Source organism: Mucilaginibacter sp. (assembly GCF_965201005.1).
Lineage (GTDB): Bacteria > Bacteroidota > Bacteroidia > Sphingobacteriales > Sphingobacteriaceae > Mucilaginibacter_A.
In genome coordinates, this window is the sequence record NZ_OZ241747.1 from 2,644,970 (window position 1) to 2,661,027 (window position 16,058).

Below are 16,058 nucleotides of genomic sequence, written 5' to 3' on the forward strand. Positions count from 1 at the left end.
CGGCCCAGCCGGGGTTTTTTAATGCCAAAAAATATGGATCAGCAAAACCATGAAAAATTTATGCGGATGGCCATTCAGCTTTCCGAGCAAAACGTTGAGCAGCGACTGGGCGGCCCGTTTGGTGCCGTAATAGTGAAAGACGGCATGGTGGTGGCCCGTAGTGCAAACCGGGTTGTGCCACAGAAAGACCCGACTGCACATGCGGAAATTGCTGTTATCCGGCTGGCTTGCAAAGAGTTGGACACACATAATCTGGAAGGCTGCGTAATTTACACCAGTTGCGAACCCTGCCCGATGTGTTTGGGGGCGATTTACTGGGCGCACCTGGATCATATTTATTATGCCAACACTAAAGCGGATGCAGCAGCCATCGGTTTTGACGATCAGTTGATTTATGATGAAATAAACCGCCCAATGGCAGAACGCAAACTTGGGGTTACGCAACTGCTTCGCCAGGAAGCGCAAATCCCTTTTAAAAACTGGACAGCTTCGGACCAGAACATCAAATACTAAAAGATACTGTTTTTACAGGCATAAAAACAGTGTCAGTTTTGGTTGGGCTGATCGAAAAATCCATCTTGCAGATCATCAATTTCCCGCCGGTCTTTTTTGGTTGGCCGCCCAGCTCCCTGGTCCCTTCTGATCATTGGCGATTCAAAAACAGATTTATAGCTATAAGTTTGTTCAACCGGCGTTTGGTCTTCGTAAAACAGCACTGCAGTTTTTGCATCAGTACGGTTTTCCAGCAAACCGGTAACTTTTAAAACTTTCTTTTCAATGCCCTTGCTCACCTGGTAAACCTCTCCGATCTTTACTTCGTGTGATGGTTTGATGTTTTGTCCTTCCAGTTTTACCTTACCGGCCTTGCATGCATCGGCAGCCATAGTTCGTGTTTTGAATATGCGGACAGACCATAAATATTTATCGATCCTTAATTTCTCTTTTTCGGCCATTCTTCTGTTTTTATATAAATACCAATCAAACCAAAACTTGTTTAATTGATCGTAACCCGAATTAAAACTACAAAATATTAGCTAAATAATTTTCAGCCTGAAAATATCCGTTATTATTTAAAGAATATTTCACTTTATTGTTAGATTATAAACATTGTATTTTTTTATAGCTTTATTGCAAATAATAAAATTTTGACAAGAATATTATCAATTTTATTTTATTATTGATAACTAAAAGCTATTTTTGAGACCTTAAATTTATGCTGACCTGAATATGCGGGCACCATAAAAACCTAAATAAACAATAATAACTGAATCATTTTAAAAATGAAAAATAAAGTATTTACTTATCAGGATGAACTAATTAAAATATCAGTCAAAAATCAAATTAATCATGCAGATACAAGCATAGAAGCAGATGTGATTATTGATGATGAAGACAAGTATAAAATCATTAAAAAAAACGGGGTTAGTGTACCGGTAAACAAAAATTGTGTTATTGCGCCGTCCCTGTTGCTGCTGATTAATAAATGCTTGTGATTTTCCTTCGCGCTGCTTTTTTCTCGATTTTAGGATAGCTTATTTTCCAGTCATACTTCTTTTATCGGTATATTTTTGCCGACTGGAATAACTTTACACATAGTTTCAGTATTTAAAGTAGCATTTTATTATGTTTGCCACTATTGGGCGATGCACGTTTTATCCCTGCAACCCGCTCAAAAACAACAATATAGCAAAATAAAATTATACCGAAATGTACACCGACGTAAAAAACCTGATTGAAGATGCCTGGATTGACCGCACTTTGCTTGGTTCTAAAGACCATGTGATAGCGATTGAAAGCGTAATTGCTGATTTGGACAAGGGAAACCTGCGTGTTGCCGAACTGATTGCCGGCCGCTGGCACACCAATGATTGGATTAAAAAAGCCGTAATTATGTACTTCCCCATCCGGGAAATGACCGAAATTAAAGTTGGCCCGTTTGTTTTTCATGATAAAATGAAGCTTAAAACCGATTATAAAGAAACCGGTGTGCGCGTGGTGCCGCACGGAATTGCCCGTTATGGTGCTTATCTAGCCAAAGGTGTAATTATGATGCCATCGTACGTAAACATTGGTGCTTATGTAGATGAAGGCACAATGGTTGATACCTGGGCAACGGTGGGTTCCTGCGCGCAGATTGGTAAAAACGTACATTTAAGCGGCGGCGTTGGCATTGGCGGCGTTTTAGAACCTGTACAAGCTTCCCCCGTTATTATTGAAGATAATTGTTTTATTGGTTCGCGCGCCATCGTGGTAGAAGGTGTGCATGTAGAGCACGAAGCGGTGCTGGGCGCAAACGTTGTTTTAACGGCTTCTACCAAAATTATCGATGTTACCAAAGATGCGCCAAAAGAATATAAAAGCTTTGTACCGGCCCGTTCGGTTGTGATTCCGGGTTCTTACACCAAACAATTTCCGGCAGGCGAATATCAGGTTCCGTGCGCTTTGATTATCGGCAGGAGAAAAGAATCAACCGATAAAAAAACGTCGTTAAATAACGCCTTGCGCCAGCATAACGTAGCGGTTTGATTGAGGTTGAGAGAAAGAACGAAGAGTAAAAAGTTGAAAATAAAAAGGCAAAACTGATGGCTGAAAGCTCAAAGCCGAACGTTCCTCTAAAAATTGGTTTTGATGCCAAACGCGCTTTCCTCAACAAAACCGGATTGGGCAATTACAGCCGGGGCGTTATTGAAGCTGTAGCCAAAAATTTCCCTGCAAACGAATACCATTTATACACAACAAAAGTTGGCACCGGTATCTTTTCCGGCTTTTTTCGTCGGTTTAAAAAAATAAACACGCATCTGCCGGAAACCGGTATTTTTAAATCTTTTTGGCGAAGTAAGGGAATTGTGCAGGATTTGCTGCGCGATGAAATCCAGTTATATCACGGTTTAAGCCAGGAGCTGCCGATCGGGATCAAAAAAAGTGGCATAAAAACAGTAGTCACCATTCACGATTTGATCTACCTGAAATATCCGGAATACTTTGGGCCGGTCAACCAAAAAATTTATGAATGGAAAGCGCGTTATGCCTGCAAAACTGCGGATTTGATCATTGCCGTGAGTGAACAAACCAAAGCTGATTTAATACAGCATTTCAACCTCGGTCCGCAGAAAATAAAAGTGGTTTATCAAAGCTGCGATCCGATATTCCTTCAACCCAAAAATGATACGGTAAAAGAAGCAATCCGTTTAAAATACCGGCTTCCGCAGCAGTTTATTTTAAGCGTTGGCACGATAGAAACGCGCAAAAATTTAATGCTGGCGGTAAAAGCTTTGAAAAATATCCCGGCAGAAGTAAGTTTGGTTGTGGTTGGCCGGGAAACAAAATATGCCAGGATCATCAAAAATTACCTGCTAAAAGAAGCATTGCAAAATCGCGTACTGTTTTTACCGGGTGTTTTGTTTGAGGATTTACCCGCGGTTTACCAGCTGGCCAGCGTGTTTGTTTACCCTTCCAGATACGAAGGTTTTGGCATCCCGATCCTGGAAGCTTTATGTTCGGGCACGCCTGTTGTTGCGGCAAAGGGTTCGTGTTTGGAGGAAGCAGGCGGGCCAAACAGTTTTTATGTTGATCCGGACGATGCTGTTTTTATGGCACAAAAAATCAATTTGATCTTGGAAAACGAAACCCTTCAGCAAAAAATGAAAACGGAAGGACGCCAATACGCACTTCGTTTTGAAGAAAAAAACGTTGCCCAAAATTTAATGGAAGTTTATCAAAAAGCCCTGAATTATGCTTAGAGAAGAAGTGGCGAAGGCGTTAAAAGTTGTGCAGGACGGTGGCATCATCCTCTATCCTACCGATACAATTTGGGGCATTGGCTGCGATGCAAACAATACCGAAGCGGTGCAAAAAATTTATCACTTAAAACAGCGCGATGAAAGCAAAAGCATGATTATTTTGCTGGATAACGGCAATAAACTGGCCAGTTATGTGCGCGAAGTGCCGGAAATTGCTTACGATTTGATTGAGTTTGCCGAAAATCCGCTGACTTTGGTTTTATCCGGTGCGCGAAATATTTCCCCGGCTTTGATCAATGCGGATGGAAGCGTGGGCATCCGCGTGGTAAAGCATCAGTTTTGTGAGCAACTGATCCAGCGTTTGCGCAAACCGCTGGTTTCTACTTCGGCTAACAGCAGCGGAAAACCTTCGCCCAAAAACTTTGCGGATATCGATGCTGAAATTTTAGAAGGCGTGGATTATGTGGTGGATTTGGAGCAGCACAGTTTGCAGGAAAAAAAGCAATCAAGCATTATGAAACTGGGCACGGGTGGCCAATTCAGCTTTATCAGACGATAATTATCCTTATTTTTATACCCTAAAAACAGCATTGGCTTAGGTTGATGCTTTTTTTATCGACCAAAAACAGTGGCGGCCACAACATGAAACAACATCTTCAACATCCCGTTTTCAGCATAATTGCACAAATGGCAGCAGAAAAGCAGATGAAGGTTTTTGTGATCGGTGGATACGTGCGCGATTTGTTTTTGCAGCGGCCATCCAAGGATATTGATTTAGTGGTGTTGGGCAACGGTATTGATTTTGCCGAAACCATCGCCCAAAAACTGAAGGTAAAAGTAGCGGTTTTTAAAAATTTTGGAACGGCCAGTTTAAAATACCAAAACCTGGGACTTGAGTTTGTTGGGGCGAGAAAAGAATCTTACCGTACAGAATCGCGCAAACCGATTGTGGAAGACGGCACGCTGGAAGACGATCAGAACCGGCGCGATTTTACCATCAACGCGATGGCCATCAGCCTGAACCCTGAAAATTTTGGCGGATTAATTGACCCTTTTGATGGCTTGGCCGATCTGGAAAAAAAACTGATCCGTACGCCGTTAAATCCCGCAATCACTTTTTCTGATGATCCGCTGCGGATGATGCGTGCCGTTCGTTTTGCCGCACAATTAGGTTTTAATATTGATCCGGCTGCGCTGGAAGCAATCAAAAACACCCGCGAACGGATTAAAATCATCTCACAGGAACGGATCACAGACGAGCTGAACAAGATTATTTTATCGCCAAAACCATCTGTCGGCTTTAAGATTTTGTTTGAAACCGGTTTATTGCAAATCTTTTTTCCGCAGCTTGATGCGATGCACGGGATTGAATACATCAGCGGAAAAGGCCATAAAGATAATTTTTACCACACGCTGCAGGTTTTGGACAATATTGCCCAAAACACGCCGGACTTATGGCTGCGCTGGGCCGCGATTTTACACGATATTGGCAAACCAGCCACTAAACGTTTTGAAACCGGCCACGGCTGGACTTTTCACGGGCACGAAGACAGAGGTGCGCGCATGGTGCCCAAAATTTTTGCCCAGCTTAAACTTCCGCTGAACGAAAAGATGAAACTGGTACAAAAATTAGTACAGTTGCACATGCGGCCAATTGTGCTGGCGCAGGAAATTATAACAGATTCTGCCCTGAGGCGTTTGCTTTTTGATGCAGGGGAAGATACCGAAAGTTTGATGCTGTTGTGCAATGCAGACGTAACCACCAAAAATGAGTACAAAATAAAAAAATACCGCAACAACTTTGAGCTGGTAAAGCAGAAGCTGAAAGATGTGGAAGAACGCGACCAGATACGCAACTGGCAGCCGCCGATTACAGGCGAAGATATTATGCTGGCTTTTGGCATTAAGGCCGGAAGGGAAGTCGGGCTGATTAAAAGCAGTATCCGCGAAGCAATTTTAGAAGGCGAAATTTCTAATTCCAGACCGGAAGCATTAAAGCTGATGATTGAAAAAGGAGAAGATATTGGCTTAAAAGTTGTTGTTGAAATTCAAGACTAATTTATTTAAAATAAAAATTTATACTGATGGCAGTTTACAGGTTTAAGGTGGTTTTTGAAGACTATGACGATGTTGTCAGGGAAATTGAAATCGAATCTAAACAAACATTTGAAGATTTTCACCGGATTATCCAGCAATCAACCGGTTACAATGCAGAAGCTTCATCTTCATTTTATGTGAGCAATGATTTTTGGATCAAGGGCGAAGAAATAGCTTTTATGCCATCTGCCAAAAAAACCGGACGCGGCGTAGCTTTAATGGAAAACGCTAAACTGAGCAGTTTCATTGATGATCCGCACCAAAAATTTTATTACACTTACAACTTTGATCGTCCGTATGATTTCCACATCGAACTGATCAAAATCTTGTTGGACGATGCCTCCGCAACGGTTTATCCGCGCATTGTCCGCTCTGTTGGTGATGCGCCAAAGCCTTTTGGTGCCGTGGCTGCCACGCCAGCTTCGGAAGAAACCAGCGAAGATTTTGATTTTTTGCATGAGGAAGGTTTGAACCCGGAAGATGCCGAAGATTTTACGGAAGTAGATGATGCTGAAGGTGTACCTTTGGATGAAGATGCGGATGAATTTGCAGAAGAGTTTGATGATAATGAGCATCCGGAAGAACACAGTAATGAAAAAGACGAGTATTGATGCTGTTTTTATCACCTAAATTTTAGTGTAAATTACTTGAACAATCCTTCCGGAAAAACTTTGATCGCTGTGTGCGGGCCAACGGCGGCCGGCAAAACAGCAATTGCCATAAACTTAGCACAGCATTTTAAAACAGAAATTATTTCTGCGGATTCGAGGCAATTTTATAGGGAAACAGAAATCGGAACGGCAAAACCTAATGCAGAAGAATTAAATTCAGTTCCGCACCATTTCATCAATTCGCACTCTATAAAGGATAAAGTTTCTGTCGCTGATTTTGAAACAATTGCACTCCAAAAGTTGGATGGTTTATTTCAAAAACATCCGGTTGTGATTATGGTTGGCGGTTCGGGTTTGTTTTTACAAGCTATCTATCAGGGTTTGGATGAATTGCCAAAAATCTCTGACTTTGAAAGAGAAAAATGGAACAATTTATACCAGGAATTTGGGTTGAATTATTTACAGGAACAATTGCAACTTCTTGATCCTGAATATTATCGTCAGGTTGATTTGCAAAATCCGCAACGCATTATCCGGGCATTGGAAGTTTCTGCAGTTGGAAAACCTTTTTCTTCTTTCCTTACCAAAAACAAAAAGCAACGCCCTTTTGACATTGTTAAAATTGGAATCAATCCCGACAGGGCAATTTTATATAATCAGATTAATTTACGCGTAGATGAAATGGTTGAAAATGGCTTGATAAAAGAAGCATCACAACTGCAACGATACCAACATCTAAACGCATTGAACACGGTTGGGTACAAGGAATTATTTGAAGCTTTCGACAAAAAAATACCGATAAAAGAAGCAATAGAAAAAATCAAACAAAACACGCGGAACTTTGCAAAAAGACAAATTACGTGGTTTAAAAAAGATTCTGAAATTGTATGGTTTGAATCTGCAAACATAGATTTAATTTTAAGTTATCTTTCTGAAAATCAACTGTTTTCTAACTCCTGATACAACGAATCATACTGTGCAACTATGCTTTCTTTGGAGAAACGTTTTATATTTTCAAAACCTTTTTTGATTAATTCTTCACGTAACTTTGCATTACTGATCATTTCTGAAATTCCGTTTTTGATGGATTGTATTTCAAAAGGATCAACAAAAACGGCAGCATCACCGGCAACTTCCGGCATCGATGAACAATTGGAAGTAACAACCGGCAAACCGCAGGCCTGTGCTTCCAGTATCGGCATCCCGAAACCTTCTATCGTGGAAGTAAAAGCCAATAAATCAGCTTTTTGATATTCTGATACAAGTTCCTGCCCGGTTAAATCAAGCTTATTGATGTAATTGATTTTGAACTTTTGCAAAGTTGTAAGTTGTGTATTATTTAAGCTTCCGATAATAATTAGTTTACAATTTACATTGGAAATTGCTTCTACCAACCTTTCTATGTTTTTATTAAAAGCAGTGCCAACTTGTAATATTTGAGGTTGAATTGTGTTAAAATTTTTATCTTTTACCGGTTGATAAATTTCAGAAATAAAGTTTGGGATTACTTTTATTTTTTGCGGATCAACCGAAACGTATTGTAATAAATCAGCTTTGGTTGCTTCAGAAATTACGGTAATTTGATGTGCAAACTTTACCGGCAGAATGATGTAAAACCATTTTAAAATGCTTCTTTTAGCACCTTTATTTTGGTGCATAAAAGCCAGGTCATGGATGGTCAAAACCCTTTTTTTAAACCAGGCACCTAAAATTGCATAATGCACATCACCGGATACATGTAAAATTTTACCCGGTAAAAACAGTATGCAGATCAGGTTAAGCAACCGGTTGAAAAAAGAATTGCTGTAATACGGAAGTGTATATTTTTGGATCTTTTGTGAGATTTGCAGTGAAGATATTAGTTTATCAAAAATAAATTCGATACTAAAAGTATTTGGAAACTGCTTACGGTAAATCAGGGCCACTTCTTTCGTCATTTCGGGAATTAGTTTTTAATTATTTAAATTAACCTAAATTTGAGCCTTTAAAAATCAAAGTTTGAAACAACAAATAGCGGATGCTTATAAAAAATTAACATCGACAAACGTCATTTCTAATTTTTTCAATTTAAGCAGCATTCAGCTTTCCAACACTTTACTGCTGATTCTAAGTATTCCGATCATAACCCGTAAAATTGGCATTGAAGAATTTGGTATCATGATGTTTGCCGGCAGGTTTATGCAATTAGCAGGCACTGTAATCAACTATGGTACAAATCAATCCGGGGTTAGGGATGTTGCCGCCAACCTTGCAAATACTAAAATACTAAGTACAGTATTTTACAGTACTTTTTTTATACGTTTATTTATCTTTCTGATTTTTGTAACTACACTTTTAGCATTACAATCATTTTACTTTCAATACATCAATTATATTCTTATTGCAGTGCCAATTGCACTTGCAGAAGTTGTAAATCCGTTATTCTTTTTTATTGGTGTGGAAAGATTAAAAGTTTTCAACATTGCAAATTTAATTTGTAATATTTTTACAATTGCAACAATTATTCTTTTTATACATAGGCCAACAGATGCCGCTTGGGTTAATTTTATTTTAGGCGGATTTAATGTGCTTACTTATATTGGTTTGTTGATTTATCTTCAACCAGCTTTTAAAATTAAATTTTTAATACCAAAAAAAGAAGAAATACTAACAATTGTTAAAACCAATTTTTATTTAACCATAAACAATATTTCTGTACAATTGCAGCAATCTGTCATGATTTTTGCTTTGACCGAATGGGGAAACACATCTTTACTTGGGGCTTATTCTTTATGCGACCGGATTATCGGACAATGCAGAAATTTGCTGATCACCATCTCAAATGCCGTTTATCCAACCACAGTAAAATACTACAATCAAAATATTAAATTATGGGATGCTTATCGTAAAAAAACAAAGTATCTGGTTGCTGGCATATTTTTCTTGGGTTCGGTTATACTGTTTTTACTGGCTGATTTTATCATCTTTACCTTATCAAAAGAACACAATGCAACAGCCGTTTTCTATTTAAAAACAATGGCTATCGTACCAACTGTTTCTGCATTAAATTTTTTAAATGTGCTTGATTTATTGCTAAAAAACAATACAGTTTATATTTTCAGGATTGCTGTTGTTTTATTGATGATCTCTGTAATAACAGCTTTTCTCTTACTGAAACTTCAACTTTTTTTATGGATTGGATTGTTTACATTGATTATCGAAGTTTGTGCTTTGCTGATGTATGAATATATGATAAAAAAACCTGCCCTGAAAAATGTATAAGCCAGTTGCAATAATTTTATTAAACTGGAATACGCCCGCGCATACTTTAAATTGTATTGCATCTTTACAAAAGTTTTGCAATCAATTCTTGTTTAATATTATTGTAGCGGACAACGGTTCAAGCGATGGATCTTTAACTTTGATCCGAACACAATATCCAAACTTAACTTACATTGACAATAAAGAAAACCTTGGCTTTGCAGAAGGTAATAATCGTGGATTAATCTATTCGATCAATCAGGGTTACGCTTATTCGCTCGTTCTTAACACTGATACAGAAGTTGATGAAGATATTGTTTTAAAACTAAGTACCCACCTCAATCAGCACACAACAGTTGCGGCCGTGCAACCTGCTATATTTTGGATGCATAAAAGAAGCATCATCTGGAATGGTGAAGGCTGCTTCAACAAACTTTTAGGTACAACTTCTTCCAATACAAAAAAACCGGCTTTGATAAACGTAGATGATTTTAAAAATGCCGAATGGCTGACCGGATGCTGCATGATGATCCGCAATTCGGCACTGATCAAAAGCGGGATGTTCAATAAAAATTTCTTTTTATATTTTGAAGATGTAGAATTATCGTTCCGGTTGCGCAGTTTTGGCTATCAATTACATTATCTGCCATCCTGTAAAATGTATCACGAAGCTGGTGTATCGGCAAAAGTTAATGCGCCAAAAAAAGAAGGTTTTTTAAGTCCGGTAATTCATTATTACATCAGCAGAAATCATTTGTGGTTTCTCCGGAAATATGGAAACGCTTTTTTATATCCTCTAAACATTATTTACAACGGCTTTTACTATGGTTTTTTATGGGGATATTTTAAAATCCGCAGCAGAAACGAGAAAGGTAAATTTTTACTTAAAGGTTTAAAAGAAGGTTTTTTCACCCCAAAAAACCTAATTTGGCCTGATAACCATTAACAATTTTCGATAAGCATGTTTATTTTCCTGCTGATATTTATTACTTCTTTTATTGTTGCTTTGAGAGAAGTTATCAACGGAAACCGGGCTGGCATATTCGTGTTTTTGATCTTCGGCCTTTCCATTTATACTACGGCTATGTCTGTGGCCTATTTAATTGGCCTGAAAAGTTTGATTCCTTTATTTCAGTTTTTTAAAGAATTTCTGGTATTAAGTGTTTTGATTTTAAACATCATCAGTTTAAAACAAAAACCACGTTTCCATCTCATTGATTACGCCATATTTGCTTTTCTGGCATACACCATTTTGTATGCAGTTTTACCAATTGGCGAGCAAAACTTTGGACAACGGTTAGTTGCCTTAAAAAGCATTTCTTTTTATGTAGTGGTGTATTTTACAGGCCGTTTTCTTGATGTCAAAAGCATTTATATCAGCAAATATTTTAATTATTTGTTGTTGCTGACTATTGCTGCCGGAGCGGTAGTTCTGGCCGAGCTGGCCTTTAACCAGCAACTGCAAACATTAACCGGTTATGCAGATTACAGTTATTACTTTTTCAACTTTGAACCAAGCGGAAACTATGGATTAAGCTGGACGTTTGAATCTGAAGGCGGCTATAAACGTTTTGCCAGTTTTTTTGCAAATCCGTTAGAACATGCGGCAGCTACTTTACTTGCGCTATCCGTCATTGCAGCATTATATACCCGTGATGATAATAAAATCAGTATAAACAGTATGGGTTTGCTTGCGCTGGGTGCTTCTTTTATCTCTATAATTTTTGCCATATCCCGTGCGCCGCTTGCCGGTTATTTTCTGATCATTTATGTTTACGGCTGGATCACCAGGAAGAAAACCATCACCAATACATTCCATGTTGCATTAGGTTTGGTTGTGGTTTATCTTATTTATTTATTTTCTAAATTTGAAGATAACAACACCGGAATTGTAGAAGTATTGATGAACACGGTGGATTTTAGCAACCCGTCCAGCGTTGGCCATTTGGTAGAATGGGTGCAGGGGATTATGGCGATGATTGCACAACCCTTAGGTCTTGGTTTGGGTTCTTCCGGCAGGGTTGGCGGCACGCTCGGCGAAAATATAGGTGGCGAAAACCAGTTTATCATCATTGGTGTGCAGGCTGGCGTTATTGCTTTATTTTTATATCTATCTGTTTATGTGCTGTTTATCAAAACCGGTTTTAAATGGATCAATCGGCTGAAAGGAAAAGAAAGAAAAATATGTATGGCAGTTTTACTGTTTAAAATCGGGGTTTTTATTCCATTGCTAACTTCTGAAGTAGAATCCTCCTCTTATATTTCTTACCTCAACTGGCTATTATCAGGCATATTTATCAGTATGATTATGTTGCCAAAAACAGTTCCGATTATTGCAGAAAATGTTTATTGAAAACCTGATCCGCAGGCTTAAAAATAATCCTGATTATAAATGGGAAAGCAATTATTCTGCTAAAGATTTGCTGGTGATTACTATTGGCCGTGCCGAGCAAGTTATAAAAGGTTTATGGCTGAAACTTTTTTTAAAAAAATCCCAGGGCCTGGTTTTTGTTGGCAGCCGGGTAAAAATCAAACATGCTTATCAAATATCCGCAGGAAAAAACCTGATTTTGGACGATCAGGTTAGTATCAACGCTTTGTCGGAAAACGGGATTATTTTTGGTGATCACGTTTCTATTGCCCGGGATTCTATTTTGTTCTGCACCGGTATTATTTCACAAAAAGGTACAGGCATTATTATCGGGAACAGAACCGGAATAAGTGCCAGAGCATATTTTGCAGGACAAGGCGGAATCTTTATTGGCGATGACGTAATATTTGGCCCGAATGTCCAAATCTTTTCCGAAAACCATAATTTTTCAGATCTGGCAATTTCGGTCAAAGATCAGGGCGTTACTAAACATGCTGTTTTTGTCGGTAATAATTGCTGGATTGGCGGAGGTGCAACAATCCTGGCTGGGGTAAACATCGGTGCCGGCTGTATAATTGCTGCGGGAAGCGTGGTTACCAAATCAGTTCCGGCAAATTCAATTGTAGCCGGTATTCCTGCAAAAATTATAAAAAGTCGCGGAGCAATTTGATTATGCCGATAAAACCGTTGATTATTGGCGTTGATGTGCGGGATCTGCGTGTAGCAAAAACCGGCACCAAAACTTACCTGGAAGAATTGTGCAAAGCATTTAAAAAATTGGATGATCCAAATACGATTTTCTATTTTTTAGATAGTGATTTCTCTATCTACCAGGGAAATAACAAAATATTTAAGTTGTTTGAACATGTTAAATATCTGTTGTGGAAACAGTTTACTTTGCCCTTAAAAGCCTGGTCAAAAAATTGCAACGTTGTATTTTGTACTGATAACGTTGTCCCGCTTGTTCGCTTAGGTTACAAAACCATTCCTGTTTTCCATGATGCTTTTTTCTTTGAAAACCCTGAAAATTACGGAAAGCTTTGGCTGTGGCTTTATAAAAAAACAGCACTTCCGGCGGCAAAAAAATCCCCTTTTGTAATTACGCCATCTTTTTATGCCAAACAGCAAATTCAAAAGTTTACTTCGCTCACAGCAGATCAGTTAGTTGTGATTTATGAGGGCGTTAAAACATCATCTGCTGCCGAAACAGTTTTTCCGCAGAAAACATCAGAACGTTTTTCACTGTTGCCATCCAATTACATTTTACATGTTGGTTCGATGTTTAAAAGAAAAAACATTCCTGCGTTGATTACTGCTTTTAGCAGGATAAAAACTTTAAACTATCCGGACCTGAAATTAGTTTTGGCCGGATCAATCCCTTCAAGCAAAACAGAAAGTGATTATCAGCAAATTACAGAAACAATAGCGCGCACCAACCTTCAAAACGAGGTAGTTATAACCGGTTATATATCTGATGATGAGTTGGATACACTTTATAAAAATGCTTTAATGTATATTTTCCCATCAATTAACGAAGGTTTTGGCTTACCCGTTTTAGAAGCATTTGAACACAATTTGCCGGTACTTGTTGCCAACAATACGTGCTTGCCCGAAGTTGGCGGCAACGCGGTTTTAACTTTTGACCCTTTTGACAGCGATGCTGTTTTTATGGCGATAAAAACAGTATTGGAAAATGCAGGTTTACGAAAAGAAATGGTTGAAAAAGGAAGGCAGCGTTTGCAGGATTTTTCATGGATAAAAACAGCATCGCAAATAATTGAAGTTTTTAAAAAAGCGGTTTAGCTATTCTTAAAAACTTCTACATGCTCATCGGTTACTTTTTCCCAATTGAAAACACTTAATGCGTGTACCTGTGCCTTTTGGGCGAGGGCGATCATTTCCGGATAATGTGTTTCACAATAGTTAATTTCTTCTGTTAACGAAGCAATATTACCTTTTTTAAACATCCGGGCCGTATCCTGCACAGCATATTTATTTTCCTCAATATCACTCACAATTAAGGGCACATTTAAGCCCATTACCGTTAAAACCACCGGCGACAGTCCTTCCACATCAGAAGGCTGAATGTAGCAGTAAGCATTGGCCATCAGTGTGTTGGTATCGTTTCCGTAAACGTAACCCGGAAATATGATTTGACTGTCGGCCATGGCCATCATCTGTCCTTCGTACGGAGAAGGGTTTGGTGACCCGCCAATCAAAACCAATTTTTTGGCAGAAATTGAATTTTTAAACGCCGGAATTAAATAATGCAAACCTTTATCCGGAATAAACCGGCCAACAAACAAGTAATATTCACCTTTTTTCAGGCCGAGTTTTTGTAAAATGTTACTTGTTTCACCATTTTGCTCCACTTCGCTGCCGAATGGAATAAACTTGAAGGATTTTTTAAACTTGTTTTCAAAAAGCTTTTTTGCGATGACGTTATCAAAAATAACTTCGTTGGGCAAATGGGCAGTGAGAAAAGCTGATAATCTTAAAAAAAGTTTGCCGTACCAGGGCCATTTGTCCCGTTTCCAATCTACACCATCCTGACTGATGAAAACTTTTTTACCGAACAACCGCAAAGGCAAAGCCCAGATGCTGTTGCCGCCATTTTGAATATGAATGATATCGGCAGTATTATGAAAAATAATATCAAAAGTGCTGCGGAAGGAATGCCACAATGTATCAAAACCTTTTTTATTTATGGTTCTGATCGTTTTAACTTTTACACCTTTGTAAGTATCAACATCTACAAAAACATCCGGGTATCGCCTGTTGTAAGCTACAATGCTGTGGCCTCTTGCCACTAATCTCGGGAACAGTTCTATTGCAAATTTATCTGCGCCGGCGGCACCTTTTGTTGGCGGTATTGACCGGAAGCCGAATGCAGCGATACGCATAGCCGGATTTATTGAGTTACCTGATTTGATTTAGGCGAGTTGACTTTGCCCTCAAGATAATCAGCATAATAATCCTGTATATATTCTTTTAAAGCAACTTTCCATTCACGCATAATGTTCATGTTCCTAAGTTCAAGTTTCCGGTTAATCAGGCGTTCCGAAGGCGGGCGTGGTGCAAAGTAAGTGTCGTTAAAATAAGTGGAAGTGACTTCATGAAAAATAACTTCCTGATCCAAACCCAAAATTTTGACCAATTCTTCCGCAACTTCGCGCCTGCTGGTTTCGCCGTTGCAAACTAAATTATACAATCCCCAATATTCTTTTTCAATCAATAACTTTACGTTTTTAGCAAAATCAACTGTAAAAGTTGGTGTACCGTCTTTATCATTTACAATATGCAGATCGCGCTTTCCGCTTGCTAATTGCTTGATGATTTTATTGATGAATTTTTTGTCCTTTTCCGGGCCGCCGCCCATCATCCAGCCGGCACGGCAGACAATATACCGCTTGGCGTTTTCACGCACGTAGCGTTCGCCCATGTATTTAGACCGAGCGTAATGGCCAAGCGGATTAGGTTCGTCCCAATCGTCATAAAAATCTTTTTTACCGTCAAAAATCCCGGCCGTGCTGATGTAGAGTAACGGAATGTTCAGATTATTGGCGATAAAAACAGCATTTTCTACAGAAGTAGTGTTGGTGAGGTAAGTGTCTTCCAAATTCAACTCGCAAAATTCCAAATCAGTGTAAGCACCTAAATGAAAAAGATAATCAGGTTTGAAGTTTTCTACCTCTTGTTTATATTTTTCAAAATTCCGAAAATCTAAAAAGCTCAGCCATTTTTCATTTACATCTTTATCCGTACACTTTATTTCGTAATCGTTTTTAAAAATCCGGTAAAAAGCTTCACCTAACATCCCTCCGGCTCCTGCAATGTAAATTCTTTTCTTCATTTTAAACGTTATACTATCATGCCTTGTCCCATCAGTAAGGAAAACAGCAGTAAGATTTTTTTACAGCTACACCTTAAACCTCAAAAGTAACTTTTTTTGCATCCCAAAAACAATATTTTTTAAAACCAAGTCCCAAACCTTAGATT

Annotated in this window: 17 protein-coding genes; 13 read left to right on the top strand and 4 right to left on the bottom strand. The window is 38.7% G+C overall.

The features are described from left to right. The first annotated feature begins 33 nt into the window (after nucleotides 1–33). A complete protein-coding gene (locus ACOFKR_RS12195) occupies nucleotides 34–513 on the top strand; it encodes a nucleoside deaminase (protein ID WP_419801080.1) in 480 nt (159 codons plus the stop codon). 32 nt (nucleotides 514–545) lie between these two features. Here ACOFKR_RS12195 and ACOFKR_RS12200 read toward each other — a convergent pair whose 3' ends face one another. Continuing rightward, entirely contained in the window at nucleotides 546–953 is a 408-nt protein-coding gene (locus tag ACOFKR_RS12200) for an RNA-binding S4 domain-containing protein (RefSeq protein ID WP_419801081.1), read from the bottom strand. A 327-nt stretch (nucleotides 954–1,280) separates the two neighbouring features. On the opposite strand from ACOFKR_RS12200, the gene ACOFKR_RS12205 reads away from it, so the two are divergent. From ACOFKR_RS12205 to miaA, 7 genes are all read left to right on the top strand, one after another. Next, nucleotides 1,281–1,493: a hypothetical protein gene (locus tag ACOFKR_RS12205; protein WP_419801082.1), complete on the top strand. Its 213-nt coding sequence runs from the start codon at nucleotides 1,281–1,283 to the stop codon at nucleotides 1,491–1,493. A gap of 214 nt (nucleotides 1,494–1,707) precedes the next feature. Then, the gene (locus tag ACOFKR_RS12210; RefSeq protein ID WP_419801083.1) at nucleotides 1,708–2,526 is read left to right on the top strand and encodes a 2,3,4,5-tetrahydropyridine-2,6-dicarboxylate N-succinyltransferase; all 819 of its coding nucleotides are present in this window, start codon (nucleotides 1,708–1,710) and stop codon (nucleotides 2,524–2,526) included. Nucleotides 2,527–2,582: 56 nt separating this feature from the next. Then, on the top strand, nucleotides 2,583–3,740 hold the full coding sequence (locus ACOFKR_RS12215) for a glycosyltransferase family 4 protein (protein WP_419801084.1): 1,158 nt from the start codon (nucleotides 2,583–2,585) through the stop codon (nucleotides 3,738–3,740). After that, nucleotides 3,733–4,299: an L-threonylcarbamoyladenylate synthase gene (locus ACOFKR_RS12220; RefSeq protein WP_419801085.1), complete on the top strand. Its 567-nt coding sequence runs from the start codon at nucleotides 3,733–3,735 to the stop codon at nucleotides 4,297–4,299. Before ACOFKR_RS12215 ends, ACOFKR_RS12220 begins: the two co-directional genes overlap by 8 nt. An 83-nt stretch (nucleotides 4,300–4,382) precedes the next feature. Then, entirely contained in the window at nucleotides 4,383–5,798 is a 1,416-nt protein-coding gene (locus ACOFKR_RS12225) for a CCA tRNA nucleotidyltransferase (protein WP_419803639.1), read from the top strand. Between the two features lie 26 nt (nucleotides 5,799–5,824). Beyond that, nucleotides 5,825–6,448, top strand: coding sequence for an IS1096 element passenger TnpR family protein (locus tag ACOFKR_RS12230; RefSeq protein WP_419801086.1), 624 nt, complete (start codon nucleotides 5,825–5,827; stop codon nucleotides 6,446–6,448). Between the two features lie 36 nt (nucleotides 6,449–6,484). Then, entirely contained in the window at nucleotides 6,485–7,408 is a 924-nt protein-coding gene (miaA, locus tag ACOFKR_RS12235; protein WP_419801087.1) for a tRNA (adenosine(37)-N6)-dimethylallyltransferase MiaA, read from the top strand. Here the strand turns inward: miaA and ACOFKR_RS12240 are convergent. Next, complete coding sequence (locus tag ACOFKR_RS12240) at nucleotides 7,387–8,385, bottom strand: glycosyltransferase family 4 protein (protein WP_419801088.1); 999 nt, start codon at nucleotides 8,383–8,385, stop codon at nucleotides 7,387–7,389. The genes miaA and ACOFKR_RS12240 overlap by 22 nt on opposite strands. A gap of 61 nt (nucleotides 8,386–8,446) precedes the next feature. Between ACOFKR_RS12240 and ACOFKR_RS12245 the strand changes: the two genes are divergently transcribed. The 5 genes from ACOFKR_RS12245 to ACOFKR_RS12265 are packed head-to-tail and all read left to right on the top strand — an operon-like array spanning nucleotide 8,447 to nucleotide 13,862. Next, nucleotides 8,447–9,709 (top strand): oligosaccharide flippase family protein, encoded by a 1,263-nt coding sequence (locus ACOFKR_RS12245; RefSeq protein WP_419801089.1) that lies wholly within the window; start codon nucleotides 8,447–8,449, stop codon nucleotides 9,707–9,709. Next, nucleotides 9,702–10,634 carry a glycosyltransferase family 2 protein gene (locus ACOFKR_RS12250; protein ID WP_419801090.1) on the top strand — a complete coding sequence of 311 codons (933 nt, stop codon included), beginning with the start codon at nucleotides 9,702–9,704 and terminating at the stop codon, nucleotides 10,632–10,634. The genes ACOFKR_RS12245 and ACOFKR_RS12250 overlap by 8 nt, the downstream gene beginning before the upstream one ends. Before the next feature lie 15 nt (nucleotides 10,635–10,649). Then, nucleotides 10,650–12,041, top strand: a complete 1,392-nt coding sequence (locus ACOFKR_RS12255; RefSeq protein ID WP_419801091.1) for an O-antigen ligase family protein — start codon at nucleotides 10,650–10,652, stop codon at nucleotides 12,039–12,041. After that, the gene (locus tag ACOFKR_RS12260) at nucleotides 12,031–12,729 is read left to right on the top strand and encodes an acyltransferase (protein ID WP_419801092.1); all 699 of its coding nucleotides are present in this window, start codon (nucleotides 12,031–12,033) and stop codon (nucleotides 12,727–12,729) included. Before ACOFKR_RS12255 ends, ACOFKR_RS12260 begins: the two co-directional genes overlap by 11 nt. A 2-nt stretch (nucleotides 12,730–12,731) precedes the next feature. Beyond that, nucleotides 12,732–13,862: a glycosyltransferase family 4 protein gene (locus ACOFKR_RS12265; protein ID WP_419801093.1), complete on the top strand. Its 1,131-nt coding sequence runs from the start codon at nucleotides 12,732–12,734 to the stop codon at nucleotides 13,860–13,862. On the opposite strand, the gene ACOFKR_RS12270 is transcribed toward ACOFKR_RS12265, so the two are convergent. Next, nucleotides 13,859–14,962, bottom strand: a complete 1,104-nt coding sequence (locus ACOFKR_RS12270; RefSeq protein ID WP_419801094.1) for a glycosyltransferase — start codon at nucleotides 14,960–14,962, stop codon at nucleotides 13,859–13,861. The genes ACOFKR_RS12265 and ACOFKR_RS12270 overlap by 4 nt on opposite strands. A gap of 8 nt (nucleotides 14,963–14,970) precedes the next feature. After that, entirely contained in the window at nucleotides 14,971–15,912 is a 942-nt protein-coding gene (locus ACOFKR_RS12275) for an SDR family oxidoreductase (RefSeq protein WP_419801095.1), read from the bottom strand. Between the last annotated feature and the right edge of the window lie 146 nt (nucleotides 15,913–16,058).

Bases quoted from the DNA above. Each gene is read 5' to 3' on its own strand.
- ACOFKR_RS12250 (WP_419801090.1), top strand. From the start codon at position 9,702: ATGTATAAGCCAGTTGCAATAATTTTATTAAACTGGAATACGCCCGCG.
- ACOFKR_RS12240 (WP_419801088.1), bottom strand. From the start codon at position 8,385: ATGACGAAAGAAGTGGCCCTGATTTACCGTAAGCAGTTTCCAAATACT.
- ACOFKR_RS12275 (WP_419801095.1), bottom strand. From the start codon at position 15,912: ATGAAGAAAAGAATTTACATTGCAGGAGCCGGAGGGATGTTAGGTGAA.
- ACOFKR_RS12200 (WP_419801081.1), bottom strand. From the start codon at position 953: ATGGCCGAAAAAGAGAAATTAAGGATCGATAAATATTTATGGTCTGTC.
- ACOFKR_RS12215 (WP_419801084.1), top strand. From the start codon at position 2,583: ATGGCTGAAAGCTCAAAGCCGAACGTTCCTCTAAAAATTGGTTTTGAT.
- ACOFKR_RS12225 (WP_419803639.1), top strand. From the start codon at position 4,383: ATGAAACAACATCTTCAACATCCCGTTTTCAGCATAATTGCACAAATG.
- ACOFKR_RS12220 (WP_419801085.1), top strand. From the start codon at position 3,733: ATGCTTAGAGAAGAAGTGGCGAAGGCGTTAAAAGTTGTGCAGGACGGT.
- ACOFKR_RS12210 (WP_419801083.1), top strand. From the start codon at position 1,708: ATGTACACCGACGTAAAAAACCTGATTGAAGATGCCTGGATTGACCGC.
- ACOFKR_RS12270 (WP_419801094.1), bottom strand. From the start codon at position 14,962: ATGCGTATCGCTGCATTCGGCTTCCGGTCAATACCGCCAACAAAAGGT.
- ACOFKR_RS12260 (WP_419801092.1), top strand. From the start codon at position 12,031: ATGTTTATTGAAAACCTGATCCGCAGGCTTAAAAATAATCCTGATTAT.
- ACOFKR_RS12230 (WP_419801086.1), top strand. From the start codon at position 5,825: ATGGCAGTTTACAGGTTTAAGGTGGTTTTTGAAGACTATGACGATGTT.
- ACOFKR_RS12205 (WP_419801082.1), top strand. From the start codon at position 1,281: ATGAAAAATAAAGTATTTACTTATCAGGATGAACTAATTAAAATATCA.
- ACOFKR_RS12265 (WP_419801093.1), top strand. From the start codon at position 12,732: ATGCCGATAAAACCGTTGATTATTGGCGTTGATGTGCGGGATCTGCGT.
- ACOFKR_RS12255 (WP_419801091.1), top strand. From the start codon at position 10,650: ATGTTTATTTTCCTGCTGATATTTATTACTTCTTTTATTGTTGCTTTG.
- ACOFKR_RS12195 (WP_419801080.1), top strand. From the start codon at position 34: ATGGATCAGCAAAACCATGAAAAATTTATGCGGATGGCCATTCAGCTT.